This is a genomic window from Halalkalibacter akibai JCM 9157, assembly GCF_000513135.1.
Taxonomy (GTDB): Bacteria; Bacillota; Bacilli; order Bacillales; family Bacillaceae_D; genus Halalkalibacter; species Halalkalibacter akibai.
Window position 1 is genome coordinate 1 of record NZ_BAUV01000039.1, and the last position, 21,156, is coordinate 21,156.

General features: G+C 37.3%; 19 protein-coding genes and 1 tRNA gene. 18 read left to right on the plus strand and 2 right to left on the minus strand.

Annotated elements, in window-relative coordinates:
* Positions 1–114: 114 nt before the first annotated feature.
* Entirely contained in the window at positions 115–1,734 is a 1,620-nt protein-coding gene (locus tag JCM9157_RS17325) for a DUF2339 domain-containing protein (protein ID WP_035666702.1), read from the minus strand.
* A gap of 176 nt (positions 1,735–1,910) precedes the next feature.
* On the opposite strand from JCM9157_RS17325, the gene ahrC reads away from it, so the two are divergent.
* The 7 genes from ahrC (at position 1,911) to JCM9157_RS17360 (ending at position 9,401) form a co-directional block, all read left to right on the plus strand.
* Positions 1,911–2,360, plus strand: coding sequence for a transcriptional regulator AhrC/ArgR (gene ahrC / locus JCM9157_RS17330; RefSeq protein WP_035666703.1), 450 nt, complete (start codon positions 1,911–1,913; stop codon positions 2,358–2,360).
* A gap of 13 nt (positions 2,361–2,373) precedes the next feature.
* Positions 2,374–4,098, plus strand: coding sequence for a DNA repair protein RecN (gene recN / locus JCM9157_RS17335; protein ID WP_035666706.1), 1,725 nt, complete (start codon positions 2,374–2,376; stop codon positions 4,096–4,098).
* Positions 4,099–4,221: 123 nt separating this feature from the next.
* Positions 4,222–5,508 (plus strand): SpoIVB peptidase, encoded by a 1,287-nt coding sequence (spoIVB, locus tag JCM9157_RS17340; RefSeq protein ID WP_035666709.1) that lies wholly within the window; start codon positions 4,222–4,224, stop codon positions 5,506–5,508.
* 244 nt (positions 5,509–5,752) lie between these two features.
* Complete coding sequence (spo0A, locus tag JCM9157_RS17345) at positions 5,753–6,553, plus strand: sporulation transcription factor Spo0A (RefSeq protein ID WP_035666710.1); 801 nt, start codon at positions 5,753–5,755, stop codon at positions 6,551–6,553.
* A gap of 258 nt (positions 6,554–6,811) precedes the next feature.
* The gene (gene steA, locus JCM9157_RS17350) at positions 6,812–7,849 is read left to right on the plus strand and encodes a putative cytokinetic ring protein SteA (protein WP_052013220.1); all 1,038 of its coding nucleotides are present in this window, start codon (positions 6,812–6,814) and stop codon (positions 7,847–7,849) included.
* A 95-nt stretch (positions 7,850–7,944) separates the two neighbouring features.
* The gene (locus JCM9157_RS17355; protein ID WP_035666711.1) at positions 7,945–8,610 is read left to right on the plus strand and encodes a glycosyltransferase family 2 protein; all 666 of its coding nucleotides are present in this window, start codon (positions 7,945–7,947) and stop codon (positions 8,608–8,610) included.
* Positions 8,607–9,401, plus strand: coding sequence for a hypothetical protein (locus JCM9157_RS17360; protein WP_035666712.1), 795 nt, complete (start codon positions 8,607–8,609; stop codon positions 9,399–9,401). The genes JCM9157_RS17355 and JCM9157_RS17360 overlap by 4 nt, the downstream gene beginning before the upstream one ends.
* Positions 9,402–9,460: 59 nt before the next feature.
* Here JCM9157_RS17360 and JCM9157_RS17365 read toward each other — a convergent pair whose 3' ends face one another.
* Positions 9,461–9,697 (minus strand): DUF2627 domain-containing protein, encoded by a 237-nt coding sequence (locus JCM9157_RS17365; RefSeq protein ID WP_035666713.1) that lies wholly within the window; start codon positions 9,695–9,697, stop codon positions 9,461–9,463.
* Positions 9,698–9,891: 194 nt separating this feature from the next.
* On the opposite strand from JCM9157_RS17365, the gene JCM9157_RS17370 reads away from it, so the two are divergent.
* The 11 genes from JCM9157_RS17370 (at position 9,892) to JCM9157_RS17420 (ending at position 21,152) form a co-directional block, all read left to right on the plus strand.
* Positions 9,892–11,949, plus strand: coding sequence for a sigma-54 interaction domain-containing protein (locus JCM9157_RS17370; RefSeq protein ID WP_035666714.1), 2,058 nt, complete (start codon positions 9,892–9,894; stop codon positions 11,947–11,949).
* 170 nt (positions 11,950–12,119) lie between these two features.
* Positions 12,120–13,217 (plus strand): branched-chain amino acid dehydrogenase, encoded by a 1,098-nt coding sequence (gene bcd, locus JCM9157_RS17375; protein ID WP_035666715.1) that lies wholly within the window; start codon positions 12,120–12,122, stop codon positions 13,215–13,217.
* 34 nt (positions 13,218–13,251) lie between these two features.
* Positions 13,252–14,676: a dihydrolipoyl dehydrogenase gene (gene lpdA / locus JCM9157_RS17380; protein WP_035666717.1), complete on the plus strand. Its 1,425-nt coding sequence runs from the start codon at positions 13,252–13,254 to the stop codon at positions 14,674–14,676.
* Between the two features lie 25 nt (positions 14,677–14,701).
* Positions 14,702–15,697, plus strand: a complete 996-nt coding sequence (locus JCM9157_RS17385; RefSeq protein WP_035666720.1) for a thiamine pyrophosphate-dependent dehydrogenase E1 component subunit alpha — start codon at positions 14,702–14,704, stop codon at positions 15,695–15,697.
* A 15-nt stretch (positions 15,698–15,712) separates the two neighbouring features.
* Positions 15,713–16,696, plus strand: coding sequence for an alpha-ketoacid dehydrogenase subunit beta (locus JCM9157_RS17390; protein WP_035666721.1), 984 nt, complete (start codon positions 15,713–15,715; stop codon positions 16,694–16,696).
* A 19-nt stretch (positions 16,697–16,715) separates the two neighbouring features.
* Positions 16,716–17,981: a dihydrolipoamide acetyltransferase family protein gene (locus tag JCM9157_RS17395; protein WP_035666723.1), complete on the plus strand. Its 1,266-nt coding sequence runs from the start codon at positions 16,716–16,718 to the stop codon at positions 17,979–17,981.
* A 106-nt stretch (positions 17,982–18,087) separates the two neighbouring features.
* Positions 18,088–18,564 (plus strand): hypothetical protein, encoded by a 477-nt coding sequence (locus tag JCM9157_RS17400; protein ID WP_035666725.1) that lies wholly within the window; start codon positions 18,088–18,090, stop codon positions 18,562–18,564.
* A 273-nt stretch (positions 18,565–18,837) separates the two neighbouring features.
* Positions 18,838–19,971 carry a metal ABC transporter solute-binding protein, Zn/Mn family gene (locus JCM9157_RS17405; protein ID WP_035666727.1) on the plus strand — a complete coding sequence of 378 codons (1,134 nt, stop codon included), beginning with the start codon at positions 18,838–18,840 and terminating at the stop codon, positions 19,969–19,971.
* Positions 19,972–20,093: 122 nt separating this feature from the next.
* Positions 20,094–20,522, plus strand: coding sequence for a BrxA/BrxB family bacilliredoxin (locus JCM9157_RS17410; RefSeq protein ID WP_276563944.1), 429 nt, complete (start codon positions 20,094–20,096; stop codon positions 20,520–20,522).
* A 118-nt stretch (positions 20,523–20,640) separates the two neighbouring features.
* Positions 20,641–21,006, plus strand: a complete 366-nt coding sequence (locus tag JCM9157_RS17415) for a hypothetical protein (RefSeq protein ID WP_035666729.1) — start codon at positions 20,641–20,643, stop codon at positions 21,004–21,006.
* Between the two features lie 72 nt (positions 21,007–21,078).
* A tRNA-Arg gene (locus tag JCM9157_RS17420) sits at positions 21,079–21,152 on the plus strand.
* Positions 21,153–21,156: the final 4 nt, after the last annotated feature.

Below are 21,156 nucleotides of genomic sequence, written 5' to 3' on the forward strand. Positions count from 1 at the left end.
TCACCAGCCGCCCGCGGAAAGCGAAGTGTATTTCCGGAGCGATTGCTACGCTGTAACCATCTCTTCGTTTTGATTTCTCGTTATAAAATACTTTCTTGTCCTAGCCTCTTGCATTTACTCTTGTTCTTTCTTATAGAAGAGACGGGAGACAGCTAAGCCAATACAACCCAGAATTAAAAACAAACTAGCTCTAACAACAAGTGAAACAGTAGGAAGGTCGACAATAATTAGTTTTAAAAGAGTAAAAAAGATTAAAAACATACCAAAAAGGCGAAACATTTTTATATTGCGTACATGACCATAAATGATGTTAACAGCTGCATATACAATCCAAGTGACAGTTAACATCATTGTTTCCTGACTAGGAATTAAGACTCGAACTAATTGTGATACATAGGCAAGACCAATTAGATTAATAAACACCATTGCGATCAATTGGATTTCATTTTTTACTTTAGTAAAATCATTCATTTGATATAGAACAATAAGTGTAGCAATGAGTGATGACCACGCCAGTGTTTCAATTGAAAACATATGATTAAATGGATGAACAAGTATAGAAAGAACTCCAATAAGATAAATTCCAAATCCAACCCATCTTTGCATCATTGATTGTAGTTGATAACTAAGGTAAATAAATAAGGTTCCTTCGATCAAAAGAAATAATCCTAAAGTCGCTTGGTCAAAAGTGTAAAACAAGTAAAGTAAAAAAGTAAGAGCTGAACTTGTTAACAGGACAGAGCGATCAGGTCGACTCATTTTAAGAAATATAATAAGAATAACATAGCTTAATGCTAAAATAATTAACCAAAAAGAATAGGAAAATGTTATGAGCATCCAAAAGCTAGTTAGGACTGAACTAGTCAAAAACATCCATGTTGTTTGAGTCTTTAACTTTTTATGATATAAAAAGGCCAGTAAGAGAATTATGTGTTGAACAAGGACTAGGATCGCAAGAAAGTGAAGCTCAGTCGTCCATTGAATGAGTGCAAACATAAAAAACGAAACATGGAGCGCGTAACTAACGGTTACGTATAAATATTTATAGTGATGAGCTAAGGCAAGTGCAATAAATGAAAGGGATATAACGAGTTCATATAAACCAAAAACGAAAAGATTCCCTTGCTCAGATTGAAGTAAAAAAGGTACTAGAAACGCACCAATACTACTTACAATTCCAATACTTTGTGAACGGAAAAACGTCGTTAGCCAATATCCGAGCACAACAATGACTATATGAATCAGAGACGCTACAGCTAATGAAAAAAAGCTGTACAAAATATGAGCAGCAAAAGTAGTTACAAATAAAACGGCAATAGATCCACCAATTAAGATATTCCCTAATACGATATGATGTTTCTTCACTTGTTTAAAACCGATGAATAAAACGAACATGCTTGTTAAATAACCAGCGACTATTCGGACGAATTCATTAATGATTCCTAAGTCAGTTCCTGCTTTAAAACCCCAAACCACTCCTAATAGTAAAACAAAAATAAATATTCGTGGAAGCCAAATTTGGCCAATTACTTTTTCAAGGTCTTTTTCATTTTTCGTTGAAACTTTTGATTCTAGTTTAGGCTCTAACTCAGACTCTCGTTCGGAAGTTGGAATAACCGCTAATGTTTCTTGTGGTTTACTAGTAATTGAACTTGAATTTTTGAGGTATTTTAATTCTTCTTCTAATTTAAGCACTCGTTCTTCTAATTGTTCTATTCGTTCATTGTTTGACATCAACTCACCTCTCAATTTCTCAAAAATTTAAAAAGACTTTTCATTTAATTGTGTAACATTATACAAAATTTGTAAACGAATAATTTTTTGTTAACATTTGTCGACTCTTTTGTTGTATTGAAACAAGTTTACGTAGATAATGAAGAAAAGAGATCGAATAAAGATGGGTGAAATAGATGAATAAAGGACAAAGACACATTAAAATAAGAGATATAATTGCAAATAACGAAATTGAAACACAAGATGATTTGGTTGAGCAGCTTCGTCTCTCTGGTTACAATGTTACGCAAGCCACGGTTTCTAGAGATATTAAAGAACTACATTTAGTGAAAGTACCAATGCTTGATGGACGCTATAAATACAGCCTACCAGCAGATCAACGATTTAATCCGTTACAGAAATTAAAACGGTCATTAATGGATAGTTTCGTCAGCATTGATCTTTCTGAAAATCTAATTGTTATGAAAACTCTTCCTGGTAACGCCAACTCAATTGGAGCGTTAATTGATAATTTGGATTGGGAAGAAATTATGGGAACTATTTGTGGTGATGATACGATTTTGATTATATGTAAAAAGCGAGAAGAATGTCCTGCGATAACTCAACGATTTTTAGATATGTTATAAGGATGTGACTTGCATGTTAATTGAACTATCAATTAGACATTTCGCAATAATTGATGAATTAACGATTCAATTTGAAAAAGGTTTAACTGTTTTAACGGGGGAAACAGGTGCAGGGAAGTCCATTATTATTGATGCTATAGGTTTAGTGCTAGGTGGTAGAGGTTCCTCAGAATTCGTTCGGTATGGAGAGAAACGTGCTGAGATTGAAGGTTTGTTTATTGTAGATGATGATCACCCTTGTATTAAGAAAGCGCTCGAATACGGGATTGATGTTCAAGACTCAATGTTTATTTTGAGGCGGAATATTACTTCACAGGGAAAAAGTATTTGCAGAGTAAATGGTAAATTAGTTACTTTAGCCATTCTCCGCGAAATTGGACAAGCTCTCGTTGATATTCATGGTCAGCATGAACACCAGGCATTAATGCAAGCAGAGCATCATATAGCGATGGTTGATGGATTTGCGCACAAGACTTTAGCGCCAGCATTAAGTGAGTATCAAAGTCTTTTCAAGCAAGCAAAACAACTTCAGAAACAATTATTGAGTTTAAATCAAAATGAACAAGAAATGGCGCAGAAATTAGACCTATTTCAATATCAATTGCAGGAAATAGAGCAGGCAAATCTTACACCGAATGAAGACGAGTTATTAAGCCAAGAACGGCATAAACTGACTCATAGTGAAAAATTGTTTGCTTTGCTTCAAGATAGTTACCTCAGTTTATATGGAGAAGAAAGAGGTCTTGACTTTTTGTCAACGGCGGTAGCTCACCTTGAAGAAGCAGCTACAATAGATGAAGAATTAAAGGACTTATTTGAATCGGTTAGCAATAGTTTTTATTTATTGGAAGAAGCTGCTTTTACGCTTCGAGATCGAGTGGAAAAAATTGAATTTGATCCATCTAGGTTAGAGTTTATTGAAAGTAGGCTTCATGATATTCAAAGATTAAAAAGAAAATATGGAGCGACTGTTGATGATATTTTAGAGCATGCGGCAAAGGTAGAGGAACAATTAGATACAATTATACACAAAGATGATCGTATTACTAAACTTCAACAAGAATTAGAAGCATTATGGCAAGATTTGTTTGTAGAAGCTAAAGGACTTACGGAAATTAGAAAACAGGCTGCAACTCAATTAACAAATAAAATACACGAACAACTCAAATCGTTATATATGGAAAAAACGAAATTTGAAGTTCGAGTTCTTGAGAAATTAGCTAATAAGCAAGCCCCGATTATAAATGGAAAGCCGGTTCCTTTTAGCCAAGATGGAATTGATTATATCGAGTTTCATCTATCAACAAATCCTGGAGAACCAATGAAACCTTTATCTAAAGTAGCCTCCGGTGGTGAAATTTCTAGAATTATGCTAGCTATTAAATCAATCTTCTCAAATCAGCAAGGAGTGACGTCTGTTATTTTTGACGAGGTAGATACTGGTGTTAGTGGTCGAGTAGCTCAGGCAATTGCAGAGAAAATCCATATGATTTCACTGGGTTCGCAAGTGTTATGCATTACTCATTTGCCTCAAGTAGCAGCAATGGCTGATTCACACCTTTATATTCAGAAACAAGAAAAAAATGACCGAGTCAAAACATCAGTTAAGGTTTTAACACTTGAAGAGAAAATTTATGAGATCGCGCGTATGATTTCTGGTGTTGAAATCACTGATTTAACCCTTCAGCATGCCAAGGAATTGTTGGAATTAGCTGATCAACTGAAACAACCAGCTTGAAAAGCTAGCCAAATTAGGTTAGCTTTTTCTTTTTGTTCCAGTTATAAATGTTCCATCTAAAGGCAACATTAGTAATACAGCCAATAATGGAGGTGTGGGCAAGGAGCTAGGAGAGTGAAGTGAGTGAGAGGCGATACATTCAGAAAAGTTATAGGTGTTTTTGTTCTGCTACTCGTAATAAGCTTGGGTTTCTCAAATGAAGTTAGAGAATGGGCTCATATCCCAACGTCTATGACGGTGTTTGAAGGGGAATTAACGCCAATTGTTGAAGCGACTGAATCATTAAAAGCCGTAACGGTTTCAACGAATCAACCAGCACAAGCTTTTCAAGCTAGCGGAGTTAGTGAAAATGATGTTGAACAAGTATCTTTAGAAGTTGCCGGCATTCCTGTTAAAAGTATTGACGTTACAACCTTACCTAAAAAGGAAGTCATTCCAGGTGGACAGTCTATTGGTGTTAAATTAAACACTGAGGGGGTCTTAGTCGTCGGGCATCATTTGGTTGAAACAGATGATGGAAGTGCATCTCCTGGTGAAACAGCGGGAATTGAAGTCGGTGATATGATTACTGAAATAGACGGGCATGAGATCCAACGAATGAGCCAAGTAGGTGAATACGTTCAAGCTGCAGGAGACGAAGGACGGACACTAAATATGGTTATAAAACGTGAGCATCAAACATTCGAAAAAGAATTAACGCCAATTAAGGCAAAGGGTGAACACTCTTACCGTATGGGCCTTTATATAAGGGATTCCGCTGCAGGGGTAGGAACGTTAACTTTTTATGATCCAGAAACAAAAAAATACGGGGCATTGGGTCATGTTATTTCTGATGTTGATACTCAAAAACCAATTGTCGTTCATGACGGTCAAATCATTCGTTCATCTGTTACATCCATTGAAAAAGGAAGTAACGGCGATCCAGGTGAGAAGTTAGCAAGTTTATCTGACAAACGAGAAATTCTTGGTTCAATCGAAAAGAATAGTTCCTTTGGAATTTTTGGAACACTTAAGGAAGCAAACCTAAAAAATAACATTCATGATAAAAAAATGCCTGTCGCCTTATCAACTCATGTTAAAGAAGGACCAGCTAAAATTTTAACAGTTGTTGAAGGTGAAGATGTTGAAGAATATGATATTGAAATTGTTAGCTCAGTCCCTCAAAAACAGCCCGCTACAAAAGGAATGGTTATCAAAGTAACGGATCCGAAGTTACTTGAGGCAACGGGTGGCATTGTACAAGGGATGAGCGGAAGTCCAATTATCCAAGATGGGAAAATTATCGGAGCTGTTACACATGTTTTTGTTAATGATCCAACAAGTGGCTACGGATGTCACATAAGCTGGATGTTAGAAGAAGCAGGAGTAACAGATCATTTCTCAAATAAACAGGAAGCCAAAGCGAGTTAAATCGTTTTGGCTTCTTTTCTTCTGCTTATTTTATGGTATGATAAGAGCAGAAAAAGAAAATTCGACAAAAGTAAGACTTCTTTTTTGTCAAAAAGCGAATAAGGTCGAAAAAGCTAGGAAAATGGAGTAAATGTAAGGAAATCAAAAAAAAACAAATAAATTCCGAAAAATAAAAGGTTTTATAAAGTGTTTGTCGAATTAGTATGTTATGACTGAAAAAGTGGATACAGAGGAGGCCTTTTAGGTGCAAAAAGTAAATGTTTGTATAGCAGATGATAATCGTGAGTTAGTTAATTTACTCACTGAATACATATCAGCACAAAATGACATGCAGGTGATTGGAACGGCTTATAACGGGCAAGAATGTTTAGGATTAATTGAAGAGAAAGAACCAGATGTCTTAATTTTAGATATTATCATGCCTCATTTAGATGGTTTAGCTGTATTAGAAAGAATCAACAAACTCAATATGAAGAAAAAACCTCATATCATTATGCTAACGGCTTTTGGACAGGAAGATGTTACGAAAAAAGCTGTGGATCTAGGGGCGGCTTATTATGTTCTTAAACCATTTGATATGGAAGTATTGATCACGAATATTCGTGAGATTAGTGGACAAACAAGAACGTTTGTGCAATCTGCACCTACTAATTCGTTTATTTCAACACCGAGTCAGGTTGAGAATCGTGGTTTTAACTTGGATGCTAGTATTACTAGCATTATTCATGAAATCGGTGTACCTGCTCACATTAAAGGATACATGTATTTACGCGAAGCGATTACAATGGTTTATAACGATATTGAATTATTGGGTTCAATTACAAAAGTGTTATATCCAGACATTGCAAAGAAATTTAACACTACTTCAAGCCGTGTAGAACGTGCAATTAGGCATGCAATTGAAGTTGCGTGGAGTCGTGGAAATATTGATTCAATTTCGAGCCTTTTTGGATATACAGTAAGCCATACAAAAGCAAAACCTACAAACAGTGAATTTATCGCAATGGTAGCTGATAAATTAAGAATTGAGCACAAGGTCTCTTGAGGACCAGAAATAATAAATATTTAATTTGGATAAAAGAGTATGCTAATCCTTGATGGATGGCATGCTCTTTTATTATTGGCTATTTTTGTGATTGATAGGGAAACTTTTCTCGTTGTGAGGAAGGGGTCACTAAGCAATGAGCACACTCTTTTATAATTAACTTCAAAGGTCCAACGAAAAAAACTCTTTCCCCAAACTCTAATAAATTAGGTGAAATCTGCTTATATTATGAACAAACGGTGCAAAGAGGGTTTTTCGATGATAAATCTAATTAAAGGACCTATTTACGAACATAAACAAACAAAAAAGTTACTTCATTATTTGCCTAGTAAAAGCATTGTGCTTTTATGGCACGAGGATCTTGATGGGGTAGCTGTTAATGGCTTGTTAGAAGCGAAAGTGAAAGCGGTCATTAATGGAAAAACATCAATGAGTGGTCGTTATAATCAACATCATGTAAGAACTCTTATTCAAGCCGGTATACCGGTTTTTGATATGACAACACCTGATATAGATAAGAAATCCTTTTATCAAGGTGAGGAGGCTATCGTATATTCGAATGAATTATATGTGCAAGCATTTGGAGAGAATGAACCGCACTTTATTTCAAGTTTAGTTTCCTATGATAATGAGTTGTTAGCTAGAAAAGATCGCCAAGCAGAGGCGAATTATTCAAACCAATTTCAACAATTTGTTTCAAATACACTACAATATGCTGAAAAAGAATGTGATTGGTTTACACAGCAACTAGAAGTTCCATCATCATTCAATGCAATTAAAAGTAAAGACGTGTTTATAGTCGCTAGAAATACAAATTATGAAAAAGACGTTAAGGTACTTCGACATGTTCTAAAGCAAAAGGATAATGTCATTATAGCCGTAGATGGTGCAGCCGATGGATTATTAAAGCATAAAATCTCACCAGATTTTATTATAGGTGATATGGATTCTATCAGCGATCGAGCAATCGACTGTGGGGCAATCCTCCTTTGTCACGAACATCCTAATGGACACTCTCCTGGTAGGGATCGACTAAAAGAGTTAGGGGTAAAGGTCGATGTAATTCGTTTTGTCGGGACTAGTGAGGACGTGGCTATTACGGCAGCATACAATACTGGAGCAAAACAGATTTTTCTGTTAGGTTGTCGAATAGGAATGGTAGAATTCCTTGAAAAAGGAAGAGCTGGAATGGGGTCTACATGGTTAAGTCGCATTCAAGCTGGTGAAAAAATAACAGATCTAAAAGGAATTCATACTTTAATGAAAAGAAGACCATTCATTTCATTGGGGATTTAATAAACATAACCAGGTGAAACCTTCTTTAATTGAAAGTTTACAAAGTCTACTTCCTGACAAATGGACGACCTTAAAGAAAAAGGAGGCTTTTAGACATGATTGAAGTTTCTTATGTGATACCAGCCTTTAATGAAGAAGAACGAATAAGAAAAACATTGGAAGCGGTAAAGGATATTTCCGTTAATGCAGAAATTATCGTAATAGATGATGGGAGTTCGGATCAAACAGCTGCAATTGCCAACCAAATTGCTGATACAGTTATTTCTTATTCTCAAAATAAGGGCAAAGGATTCGCTCTTACGCAAGGTTGGAAAATTGCAAAAGGAACTTATATTGTCTGTCTAGATGCTGATTTAGGAGAAACAGCTAAAGAGGCAGTGGCGCTACTTGAACCAGTTAGAGACGGGAATGCAGATGTAACGACGTCTATTATCAAAGCAGGGAAAAAGGCTGGCACAGGTTTCGTGAAGAGAAGAGTTCAGGCGCTAGTATATCATAAAACAGGTGTGAGGTTAGAAGCTCCGTTATCCGGCCAACGTGTATTTCACAGAAAATGGCTACCAGTGTTGTTAAAGCGTTCATACACTGGCTTTGGGATTGAAACTCAGATGACGATTGATTTGTTACAAAGTGGGGCCATTTATTTAGAAGTGCCTACAACGATGCAACACCGAGAAATGGGACGAGACGTTAAGGGTTTTTTTCATAGACTAAAGCAATGGTTCGATATTGAAAGACAGCTTAGAGGAGTTCAATCATGATTGGATTTTTTATTACTGTACCAATTATCACCTATTTGAGTATGATTGCCTTTCAAAGAATGAATCTTAGTGTGATTAATTTTGAGGGGCGATATGTTCCTTATAGTCTTGGTGTCATCATTATTTATAGCTATTCGTTTATGTACGCATTTGTTCCGGGAGTAAATCGCTCATTAGCTCTACCTGCTTTTTTATTTATTTTAACGATTTGGTTGTTAGGTTTTATTGACGACGTCTACGGAAAAACCTATCCAAAAGGGTTAAAAGGTCATGTTAGTTATTTTTTTAAGCATAAAGTAGTGACAACTGGATTACTGAAGGCTGGTGGCACGATTATTGCTGCTCTTATGTACCTTTGGATAAATGAGTATCCATTTTCGCTTGCGTTTATTGTTGCCTTTCTCTTATTAACTGGTTTTCCTCATGTGGTGAACCTATTCGATACTAGACCACTTAGAGTATGGAAATTAACGGTTTGCCTGACAATAGTCGTGTTAGTTCTAAATCCATTACCATCATTTCTCTTTGTTTTAATGGTCGTAACTGTCTTTTATATTTGGTATGTATTGGAAGGTTATAGAAAAGCGATGCTAGGAGACAATGGAGCTACTGTAATAGGGGCAATACTTGCTGTAGTTGTTGTCAATCAGCTTTCAATGTTGGCGCAATACCTTATGCTAATTTTTGTTTTGACGCTGATCTTAGTGGCAGAACGGTATTCTTTTTCAACTATTATTGAACGGTCTAATCTTCTAAAAGCAATAGATGGCATAGGCGTAATCAGAAAATAAGAACAGGGGTTATCCCAGGTCAATCAAAGACCTTTAGGGATAGCCCTTAACTCATTTCTTTATTTTTTTTGAAATCTCGGAGCGATCTTACCGTTTTTTCGGTCACGATAAAAAATAAAGCCACCTATAAAGGTTAAACAAATTCCGAAAAGAATAAGTCCACTAAAAAATTGTAATGTTAAATTAGGGAATGGACTATTTAATAACTGAAAAATAGTATCCCTCATAAGTTTTATTCCGTAACCAGCAATGACACCTGGTATGACTAATATTAATAATGCGATAAAACGTCCCATTTTTTTAAGCCTCTTTCGTAGAAAATAGTGAACACAAGCAATTCCTTTTTAAAGGGGTGAGATCTTATCTCTATCTTAACGAAAAAACTGTATTCTGTACACGTTAGTAGTTGCATTTTTGTGTCATTTGCGTAATAGTAAAGAGAGATTTAATACTAGAAGTTAAGACCAAGTCTTAAAAAGGGGGAATGTAAATGAAGCAAGCTATAATAATTGGTGCTGGTCAAGGTGGAACTGCACTGTTTCATTTGCTAATGAATATGGAGCATATCCAAGTGGTAGCTGTGTATGATATTGATCCTCATGCCCCTGGTATACAAGCAGCAAGAAAACAAAATATCCAAACAGGTCAGTTTTGGCAAACGCATGATTTTGAACATATAAATTTTGTATTTGAGGCAACTGGTGAGCCTGAGGTGTTGATGGAGCTAAGGAAATCACTAGCACCTAAAACGATGATTGTACCCTCTCAACTTGCTCGGCTTTTCTATTCTTTAATGGAAGAAAAAGATCAACTTATTCAGCAATTAAATGAACAAATGTTAATTCAAGATACAATTTTAAATTCTACATATGATGGCATGATCGCTATTAATGAAAAAGAGCAAATCTTAATTTTTAATGAAGCTGCAGAACGAATTTCGGGAATTAACGCAAAAAAAGCGATTGGTAAATCAATTATAGAGTTATTGCCTACAAGTGGTTTACCTAGACTGTTAAAAACCAAGCAAGTTGAGCTACATCAAAGACAAGAATTTGAGAATGGGACGAGTGTAATTACAACAAGAGTGCCGATGTTCGAAAAAGGACGCTTTATTGGCGCTTTAGCTGTGTTTAAGGATATAACTGAAATTGAAGAAATGTCTAATCAGGTTTTAAATTTAAAAAGCATTCAGACGATGCTTGAGGCAATTATTCATTCCTCTAATGATGCGATTTCAGTCGTTGATGAAAAAGGGAATGGTTTAATGATTAATCCAGCTTACACAAAATTAACCGGCCTAGAACCAGAAGAAGTCATCGGTCACCCTGCGACAGCAGATATTTCAGAGGGTGAAAGCATGCATTTACAAGTTCTAGAAACAGGGCAAGCTGTAAGAGGCGTTCCGTTAAAAGTAGGACCAAATATGAAGGATGTAATTGTGAATGTAGCACCCATTATTGTTGACGGAAAGAAAAGTGGAAGTGTTGGTGTCATACATGATGTGTCCGAGCTTACATTTCTTCATTCACAGCTTGAAAAAGCAAAGAAAAGGATACGCACGCTTGAAGCCAAATATTCGTTTGATGAAATTGTAGGGGAGTCAGACGAAATGAGAGTGGCGAAAGAACAAGCAAAACTTGCGGCATCAACCCCTGCGACGATTCTGTTACGTGGTGAATCAGGGACCGGAAAAGAATTATTTGCACATGCTATACATAATGGAAGTCCGCGTTCTAATCACTCATTTGTCCGTGTGAATTGCGCTGCGCTTTCGGAACAACTGCTAGAAAGTGAGTTATTTGGTTATGAGGAAGGAGCGTTTTCTGGGGCAAAACGCGGAGGTAAACGCGGATTGTTTGAAGAAGCTAACAACGGTAGCATCTTTTTAGATGAGATTGGAGAACTCTCTAGTGCAATGCAAGCTAAATTACTGCGAGTCCTGCAAGAACAAGAAATAATCCGAGTTGGTGGTACAAAACCGATTATGATTAATGTTAGGGTCATTGCGGCTACGAATGTTAACCTTGAAAAAGCGATTGCCGAGAAAGAATTCCGAGAGGACCTATATTATCGTTTAAATAAGTTTCCTATCTACATACCGCCACTCCGAGAAAGAACAATTGATTTAGGATTATTATCTATACATTTACTGTCTAAATTAAATAAAGATTATGGTCGTTACGTCCAATCTATCTCAGAGGAAGCTATAAATTATTTGCGTTCGTACCATTGGCCAGGCAATGTCAGGGAGCTTGAAAATGTCTTAGCTCGAACGATGATTTATATGGAACCTTCGACTCAAAGAGTTGAACAGTTTCACCTACCGTCTTTAAATCACATTATAGAAAAAGGATCTGCAGTTCCTATTAATAGTGATGTCGAACTACAACAAGAAAAACCTTTGCAGCAAATCATTGATGATTATGAAAGAAACGTTCTGAAAAAGGCGTTAGCGCGTTATGAAGGTAGCCGTACAAAAACGGCGAGAGCTCTAGGTATATCAGTACGGTCCCTTTATTATAAAATGGAAAAACATCAAATTGAATAACTTTGCATGCAAAATATTGCGTAAGCATGAATGGAATTGCATGTTTATTTATGTAATGTGATCGTTTTGTGAAGACTTATAAGGATTCTTTCAAATTATAAAATTTGGCACGATCCTTGCAATATGAAAGGTATAGGATCTCATAGAGATACAATCAAGGAGGTTACACATTGGAATTATTCTCTTATATGGAAAACTACGACTATGAACAAGTTGTCGTATGTCAAGATAAATTATCTGGATTAAAAGCTATTATTGCTATTCATGACACTACGCTCGGACCTGCTCTTGGAGGAACAAGAATGTGGATGTATGCATCAGAGGCGGATGCTTTTGAAGATGCGCTTAGATTAGCTAAAGGAATGACGTATAAGAATGCTGCTGCTGGCTTGAACTTAGGTGGAGGTAAAACGGTCATTATCGGTGACCCGCGTAAAGATAAAAACGAAGAAATGTTCCGTGCTTTTGGCCGTTATATACAAGGGTTAAACGGACGCTACATTACAGCTGAAGATGTAGGAACAACCGTACAAGATATGGATACCATTTATGAGGAAACAGATTATGTAACAGGTATCTCACCGGCATTCGGATCATCAGGTAATCCGTCACCTGTAACGGCGTACGGTGTATATGTTGGAATGAAGGCAGCTGCTAAAGAAGCATTTGGTTCGGATGATTTAGCAGGAAAGACGATTGCCGTTCAAGGCGTCGGAAATGTTGCTTATAACCTTTGTAAACATCTTCATGAAGAAGGAGCTAACTTAATTGTTACAGACATTCATAAAGATGCAGTTCAACGTGCTGTTATTGATTTTGGTGCAAAAGCAGTTGACGTAAATGATATTTACAGCGTCGATTGTGATATTTTTGCTCCATGTGCTCTGGGAGCGATTATAAATGATCAAACAATTCCACAATTTAAAGCTAAAGTAATTGCTGGTGCTGCGAACAACCAATTAAAAGAAGAGCGTCATGGAAGTTTAATTCATGAACTAGGAATTGTTTATGCTCCTGACTATGTTATTAACGCTGGTGGAGTTATTAATGTTGCAGATGAATTGAATGGCTACAATAGCGAACGAGCTTTGAAGAAAGTGGAAGGGATCTATCAGAACATAGAGAAAGTATTTGAAATTGCAAAACGTGACCAAATTCCAACTTTCAAAGCTGCAGATCGAATGGCAGAAGAACGAATTGAAAGAATGAGAAGGTCTCGTCGTCAGTTTTTACAAAACGGACAACACATTTTATCACGTCGTAAATAAGGTGAGGAAGACGTGAATAAGGAGGAGAACGCGAATGGCTGAAGAATATGACCTTGTCATTTTAGGGGCAGGAACGGGTGGTTACGTAGCTGCAATCCGTGCTGCTCAACATGGGATGAAAGTAGCGGTCGTAGAAAAAGAAAAACTTGGAGGCACGTGTTTACACAAAGGTTGTATTCCGAGCAAGGCCTTGCTTCGAAGTGCAGAAGTATTTCAAACGGCTAAACATTCTGAGCAATTTGGTGTAATGACAGCAGATGTAAGCCTTGATTTTAGTAAAGTTCAAGAACGTAAAAATTCAATTGTGAATCAATTGCATCTGGGAGTCCAACACTTAATGAAGAAGGGGAAAATCGACGTATTTGAGGGCATTGGTAGAATTCTAGGTCCGTCTATTTTTTCCCCGACACCTGGTACCATTTCTGTAGAAAGAACAGACGGTCAAGAGAATACAATGCTTATTCCTCAGTATGTTCTGATTGCAACCGGTTCTTCTCCGAGATCACTTCCTGGACTTGAGCCAGACGGGAAATTTGTGCTGACTTCAGATCATGCACTTGAACTAGAACATCTACCAACTTCAATTGTTATTGTTGGTGGTGGTGTGATTGGAATTGAATGGGCATCAATGTTAGCCGATTTTGGTGTGAGAGTTACAGTGATTGAATATGCACAGCAGATTCTTCCGACAGAAGATGCTGATATTGCAAAAGAGGCGTTAAAACAATTAAAGAAAAAAGGAATCAGTTTTGTTACGAATGCGAAAGTGTTGGCGGAAACACTGCAAACTTCTGAAAATGATATTGTAATCGAAGCCGAAGTGGAGGGCGTAACACAGTCATTCCAAGCCGAAAAAATCTTGTTATCCGTTGGAAGAAGCCCGAATGTTAATAACATTGGCTTAGAAAACACAGATATCGAAGTAGAAAATGGTACGATCAAGGTCAATGAATTTTGTCAAACGAAAGAATCTCATATGTATGCAATTGGTGATGTTATAGGAGGCTTGCAACTTGCGCATGTTGCCTCGCATGAAGGAATTATAGCTGTTGATCACTTAGCTGGAAAAAAACCAGATCCGATCAATTATGATACAGTCCCTAAATGTATATATAGTAGCCCTGAAATGGCAAGCGTTGGTTTAACGGAAGCTGAAGCAAGGGAAAAAGGCTTTAATGTTAAAGTGGGCTCATTCCCATTTAAAGCAGTTGGTAAAGCACTCGTGTATGGAAATGCAGAAGGATTTGCTAAAATAATCGCGAATGCTGATAATGATGACTTACTAGGTGTTCATATGATTGGACCTCATGTAACAGATTTAATATCAGAAGCGGCTTTAGCAAAAGTTTTAGATGCAGCACACTTCGAAGTCGCCGAAATGATTCATCCACACCCTACTTTGTCCGAGGTTATTGGGGAAGCGGCATTAGCTGTTGATGGTCTAGCTATCCATTCATAAAAGTTATTTGGAGGAGGAATGAAGAATGACTGAAAATCGACACAGCGCGATAGGATTATCAGATCAAACCGTACTAGAAATGTATAAAACCATGCTTCTTGCACGAAAGATTGATGAACGTATGTGGCTTTTAAACAGAGCTGGAAAGATTCCGTTTGTGATTTCATGTCAAGGGCAAGAGGCGGCTCAGGTGGGTGCTGCATTTGCTCTGGATCGAAACAAAGATTATATCCTTCCTTATTATCGTGATATGGGAGTAGTACTTACTTTTGGTATGACAGCACAAGATCTCATGCTCTCAGGTTTTGCAAAAGCCGAAGACCCTAATTCAGGTGGACGCCAAATGCCTGGCCATTTTGGTCAAAAGAAAAATAGAATCGTAACAGGCTCCTCGCCGGTCACAACCCAAGTTCCACACGCAGTAGGGATAGCTTTAGGTGGAAAAATGGAAGGGAAGGATTTCGTTACGTTTACTACTTTTGGTGAAGGTTCTTCTAACCAAGGAGATTTTCATGAAGGTGCCAACTTTGCAGGAGTTCACAAGCTCCCTGTTATTTTCATGTGCGAAAACAACAAGTATGCAATATCGGTCCCAATTGAGAAGCAGCTAGCTTGCGAGAAAGTATCTGATCGTGCAATTGGATATGGGATGCCTGGTGTAACAGTTGATGGAAATGATCCTCTAGCTGTATATGAAGCGGTTAAACAAGCAGTTGACAGAGCTAGAAGAGGAGAAGGGCCATCTTTAGTAGAAACAGTTTCTTATCGTTTAACTCCACACTCGAGTGATGATGATGATAGAGCTTATCGTTCCCGTGAAGAAGTGGAAGAGGCGAAAAAGTTAGATGCTATCTTTACTTTTGCTGATTATTTAAGACAAACAAATATATTAACAGATGAAATTCAATTGAATATTGAAAAAGAACTAGCAAAAATAGTTGATGAGGCTACTGAGTACGCAGAACAAGCTCCTTATGCAGATCCAGAAGATGCAATGAAGTATGTGTATGAAGAAAAATAGAGAGGGGGAAAATTTATGGCTGTAATTTCCTATATTGAAGCAGTGACTCAAGCATTACGAGAAGAAATGGAAAGAGATGAGAAGGTGTTTGTCCTTGGTGAAGATGTTGGAGCACGAGGTGGTGTTTTCCGTGCGACCAATGGCTTGTATGAACAATTCGGGGAACAACGTGTTATTGATACTCCATTAGCGGAATCTGCGATTGCGGGTGTGGGAATTGGGGCTGCAATGTATGGAATGAGACCCGTTGCTGAAATGCAATTTGCTGATTTTATTATGCCGGCAGTTAATCAAATCATTTCAGAAGCAGCAAAAATTCGCTATCGTTCAAATAATGATTGGAGTTGTCCGATTACAATTCGTGCCCCTTATGGTGGCGGTGTGCATGGAGCTCTTTATCATTCACAATCAGTAGAAGCAATTTTTGCAAGTGTTCCTGGGTTGAAAATTGTCATGCCTTCAACACCATATGACGTAAAAGGGCTACTTAAAGCGGCAATTCGCGATAATGACCCCGTTCTATTTTTCGAACATAAACGTGCGTATCGTTTAATTAAAGGGGAAGTACCTGCAGAAGATTACACACTTCCTATTGGAAAAGCAGATGTTAAACGCGAAGGAGAAGACATTACTGTTATTACGTATGGTTTATCTGTTCATTTTGCTTTGCAAGCGGCAGAACGCCTTGAAAAGGATGGTATCTCTACTCATATTCTAGATTTAAGAACAGTGTACCCTCTTGATAAAGAAGCAATTGTTGAAGCAGCTAGCAAAACGGGTAAAGTACTTCTTGTTACAGAGGATAACAAAGAAGGAAGCATTATGGGAGAAGTAGCTGCCATTATTGCTGAGCATTGTTTATTTGATTTAGACGCTCCAATCCAACGTTTAGCAGGTCCAGATGTTCCAGCGATGCCTTATGCACCTACGATGGAAAAGTATTTTATGATTAATCCAGATAAAGTAGAAAAAGCGATGCGTGATCTAGCGGAATTTTAAAAAGAAGGGAGGACCTTAAATGGCAACAGAGATGAAAATGCCCCAGCTCGGCGAAAGTGTAACAGAAGGAACGATAAGTAAATGGCTTGTTCAACCTGGACAATTTGTAAACAAGTATGATCCTATTGCAGAAGTGATGACGGACAAAGTGAATGCAGAGGTGCCTTCTTCATACACGGGTACAATAAAAGAACTTCTTGTCCAAGAAGATGAGACGGTTGAAGTTGGTGTGGTGATTTGTACAATTGATATAGAAGGAGAAACTATAGTAGAAACTCCCGTTACAGAAACATCTAAAACGGAAACTTTGTCTACAAATCAACCTCCCGATGAGTCACAAAAGCGCCGTTATTCACCTGCTGTTCTTCGGATGTCTCAAGAACATAACATTGATCTAGAGCAAGTAACCGGCTCAGGTAAAGGTGGTAGAATAACGAGAAAGGATCTACAAAAGATCATCGAAGGTGGAGGGAAACCGACAAAGACATCAATAATAGAAACTGTACCTGAAGTTTCAGTTGAAGCTAAAAAGGTAGAACCACCGAAAAAGGTTGAAGCACCTGTTGCAGCTTCGGGAGACATCGAGATACCTGTTAGTGGCGTTCGAAAAGCCATTGCTGCCAATATGGTAAAAAGTAAACATGAGGCTCCTCACGCTTGGATGATGGTTGAAGTAGATGTGACAAATCTGGTTCATTTCCGTAATCAAATTAAACAAGAATTCAAGCAAAAAGAAGGATTTAATTTAACATTCCTCCCGTTCTTTATTAAAGCGACGGTTGAAGCATTGAAAGAATTCCCTCAAATGAACTCAATGTGGGCAGAGGATAAGATCATTCAGAAAAAAGATTTAAATATTTCCATTGCTGTGGCTACAGAAGATTCTCTATTCGTACCGGTTATTAAACATGCGGATGAAAAGTCCATTAAAGGAATCGGACGTGAAGTTCAAGAATTAGCTTCAAAGGTACGATCGGGTAAGCTTAGCAGTCAAGACATGCAAGGTGGAACTTTTACAGTTAATAATACAGGTTCTTTTGGTTCTGTATTATCTACTCCAATCATTAATCATCCACAAGCTGCGATTTTGTCTATTGAATCAATTGTAAAGCGTCCTGTTGTGATTGAAAGTCCTACTGGGGACATGATTGCGATTAGAAGCATGGTGAACCTATGCCTATCATTAGATCACAGAGTATTAGATGGTTTAGTGTGCGGACGTTTCCTCGCAAGAGTGAAGGAAATTTTAGAGACGATGACGGAAGAAACAACTTCAATATACTAAGAGTGAAAGCTGAGAGATTTCTCTCAGCTTTTTTATTTGGTTTTTTACATAAACTGGTTTCGGCTGGTTATTCTAAGAATAACTGATAGGAAAGGGTGACCAATACATGAAACGTTTTCACCAATTGTTTCTTTTTGCTCAAATCTTATTAATTGCTTCGATCGTTGTAACAACGTTGGCGCCTGTTCAAGCAGAAGTCGTGGAGGATAAGAAGGAAGAAGAGGGCTGTGAACATGATAAAGGGATTAGTAAAGATCTTAAGGTTCATTTAGATTATTATTATGAACTTTTAGCCGATAAGTACGCTCCAGATCAAATTGGAAAATGGAAAGATATAAGAGTTGAACGCGATTTGTTACAAAAGAAGTTGAAAGAAGCTAAGCAAAGAGGCGAATTAGAAAATGGCCAAGCTGTAGATAAAACATGGTTAGATAAGCATTCTGAACTTCAATCTGTATTTAACGCAGCTGTAGAAAAGCGAGATGAAGAACAATTAAAAATCGTGTTACCGCAATTGTTTGATCACTATGCTGAATTAAATAAGCTTTATAAAAAGAGATTAAATCTTAACACAATATCATAAGACAAAGGATGTCTCAATAGGTTAGTAAGTAGCCTTTTGAGACATCCTTTTTGGAGACTGTTATTGTCATTTTTTTGTTTTTAATTATTTATTATTTTTTGTACGCATTGAAACTTGTGTACTTACTCCTCCCTGTTTAGAGTTCCATCTTATCGAAGTAGTATTAACAATTTAAAAAGTGACTTTTATTTAATGAAACTTGTTTACAAATCGTAAGGCTTACGATATAATCCATACTGTGATAAAACGGAATCGTTACGAAAGGGGTAAGTCATGAAAAAGTTATCAAGTTTATTTGCTTCTGTACTTATTTTGTCTTCTTTTCTAGCAGCATGTGGCGGTAATGAACCAGTAGAAGAAGTACAAGATCTACCTGAACAACCAGCAACTGAAGAACCGATTGTAGAGGAAGTTGAAACACTAGAGTTATTTACTACGATTTTTCCTTTAGAGGATTTTGCTCGAAAAATTGGAGGCGATTTTGTAAATGTAACAAATCTAGTACCAGTCGGAGCTGATGCACATACATTTGAACCAACTGCACGTGAAATGATTAGTGTTGCAGAAGGTGACGCTTTTATTTATAACGGATCTGGCCTTGAGGGCTTTGCTGATGCGTTAATCGAGACGATCGAAGGTGAAGGAGTTGCGATCGTTGAAGCATCAGAAGGTATTGAATTAATTGACTATGACGATAATCATGAAGCTCACGGACATGAAGAAGACGAACATGGACATGATCATGATGACCATGGGCACGAAGAAGACGAACATGGACATGATCATGATGATCACGGGCACGAAGAAGACAAACATGATCATGATGATCATGGGCACGGAGAAGATGAACACGGACATGAAGAAGACGGTCATGACCATTCACACGACGAAGATCCACATGTTTGGTTAGACCCTATTTTATCTATTAGTCTAGCGGAAAATATTAAAAACGCATTAGTTGAATTACTACCTGAGCAAGAAGAATTCTTTACTTTGAATTTTGAAGAAGTAAAAGCAGAGCTAGAAGCCATTGATTCGGAATTCAAAGCAATGGTAGATGCAGCTAACAAGGATACTTTTCTTGTTTCACACGCTGGCTATGGTTACTGGGAAGCGCGTTACGGAGTTAAGCAAATCGGAATTTCTGGCATTTCACCAACAAACGAACCTTCACAACGCCAGTTACAAGATATTATTACGTTCGCGAATGAATACGGCTTAAATTATGTGATGTTAGAACAAAATATACCGACAAAAGTTGCGGAAGTCGTTAAGGATGAGGTTGGAGCAGAAGCTTTATATCTTCATAACCTTGAGGCACTTATCCAAGAAGACATCAATAACGATGAAGATTATTTTAGTTTAATGAGAAGAAACATTGAGGTTTTAGCTACTGCACTTCAATAATCAATGTCAAAAAAGAAAAATCAGCATATAAGCTGGTTTTTCTTTTTTTCTAAGCAAAAGAATTGGTTTTATTTATGGAACGGGTTACAATAATAATAAAGATTGTTGAGAGGTGGATAATAATGCAATTTAACTTTTATATGAATGATGTTGTCAATATTGCACGTCAAGAAATGGTTGAAGCAGGTTATGAGCAGCTACAAACTCCTGAAGAGGTAGACGAATTACTCACAAAAGAAGGAACAACACTTGTTATGATAAATTCAGTGTGCGGATGTGCTGGAGGTATCGCGCGCCCAGCTGCAGCTTATATGAAGAACTATGAAACAAAACCAGACCGTTTTGTTACAGTATTCGCTGGACAAGACAAAGAGGCAACTGCGAAAGCAAGAGAGTATTTTACAGGTTACGCTCCTTCTTCTCCTTCGTTTGCTTTACTAAAAGATGGTAAGATCATGACGATGGTTGAACGTTTTGAGATTGAGGGACATGAGCCTATTCAAGTTGTACAAAAGTTAGAAAAAGCTTTTGATGACTATTGTAAAGCTTAATCGAAAATGAACATAAAGTGACTTGGGAGTACTATTTATCTAAGTCACTTTTTTGATTAGTTCTTCGTTTTGATAAGTTATGGTATACTACAGTATAAGTTAAATAAGGAGTGTCGACATGCAAGCGTTATATGATCAAATTCAAGTGTACTTAAATATGGAAGAGGAAATTTCATTTAAAGAGTTTAGTGAATACTACCGTAAAGTATTAGCTGAGTTAGGTGAAGTTCAGGAATCACTAGACGAAGAAGGTGTTTGGAAAGCGTTATTCATCGTAGAGAACGTAATGTCAAATGCTGAAGGTCGTGCAAAAGAAGGCAGAGGTTCTGAGTCTAAGAAATACGCAAAAATGGCAGATCGCCTTCAATTATGGGCTAAAAATCTAGCTGCTCGGTTAGGACAAGCTGGATATACAGAAGAAGATATAAGTGAGCGTTTTAACAAAATGCTTGAAGAAGGAACACCAGCTACAGAAGCAAAATAATATAACGAAGAGAGGAGCCATTGACAGCACCTCTCTTTTCCGTTATATTAGAATATGTTGCTTATCTAATGTGCGCCTATGGTGAAAGGGATATCATTCAAGATTCCGGTTCTTGCGTTGTAGGTTCGAGTCCTACTAGCGCGCCATTTT

Bases quoted from the DNA above. Each gene is read 5' to 3' on its own strand.
- JCM9157_RS17405 (WP_035666727.1), top strand. From the start codon at position 18,838: ATGAAAAAGTTATCAAGTTTATTTGCTTCTGTACTTATTTTGTCTTCT.
- JCM9157_RS17415 (WP_035666729.1), top strand. From the start codon at position 20,641: ATGCAAGCGTTATATGATCAAATTCAAGTGTACTTAAATATGGAAGAG.
- JCM9157_RS17400 (WP_035666725.1), top strand. From the start codon at position 18,088: ATGAAACGTTTTCACCAATTGTTTCTTTTTGCTCAAATCTTATTAATT.
- JCM9157_RS17355 (WP_035666711.1), top strand. From the start codon at position 7,945: ATGATTGAAGTTTCTTATGTGATACCAGCCTTTAATGAAGAAGAACGA.
- JCM9157_RS17370 (WP_035666714.1), top strand. From the start codon at position 9,892: ATGAAGCAAGCTATAATAATTGGTGCTGGTCAAGGTGGAACTGCACTG.
- JCM9157_RS17385 (WP_035666720.1), top strand. From the start codon at position 14,702: ATGACTGAAAATCGACACAGCGCGATAGGATTATCAGATCAAACCGTA.
- ahrC (WP_035666703.1), top strand. From the start codon at position 1,911: ATGAATAAAGGACAAAGACACATTAAAATAAGAGATATAATTGCAAAT.
- lpdA (WP_035666717.1), top strand. From the start codon at position 13,252: ATGGCTGAAGAATATGACCTTGTCATTTTAGGGGCAGGAACGGGTGGT.
- JCM9157_RS17325 (WP_035666702.1), bottom strand. From the start codon at position 1,734: ATGTCAAACAATGAACGAATAGAACAATTAGAAGAACGAGTGCTTAAA.
- JCM9157_RS17410 (WP_276563944.1), top strand. From the start codon at position 20,094: ATGCAATTTAACTTTTATATGAATGATGTTGTCAATATTGCACGTCAA.
- JCM9157_RS17365 (WP_035666713.1), bottom strand. From the start codon at position 9,697: ATGGGACGTTTTATCGCATTATTAATATTAGTCATACCAGGTGTCATT.
- steA (WP_052013220.1), top strand. From the start codon at position 6,812: ATGATAAATCTAATTAAAGGACCTATTTACGAACATAAACAAACAAAA.
- JCM9157_RS17395 (WP_035666723.1), top strand. From the start codon at position 16,716: ATGGCAACAGAGATGAAAATGCCCCAGCTCGGCGAAAGTGTAACAGAA.
- recN (WP_035666706.1), top strand. From the start codon at position 2,374: ATGTTAATTGAACTATCAATTAGACATTTCGCAATAATTGATGAATTA.
- JCM9157_RS17360 (WP_035666712.1), top strand. From the start codon at position 8,607: ATGATTGGATTTTTTATTACTGTACCAATTATCACCTATTTGAGTATG.
- JCM9157_RS17390 (WP_035666721.1), top strand. From the start codon at position 15,713: ATGGCTGTAATTTCCTATATTGAAGCAGTGACTCAAGCATTACGAGAA.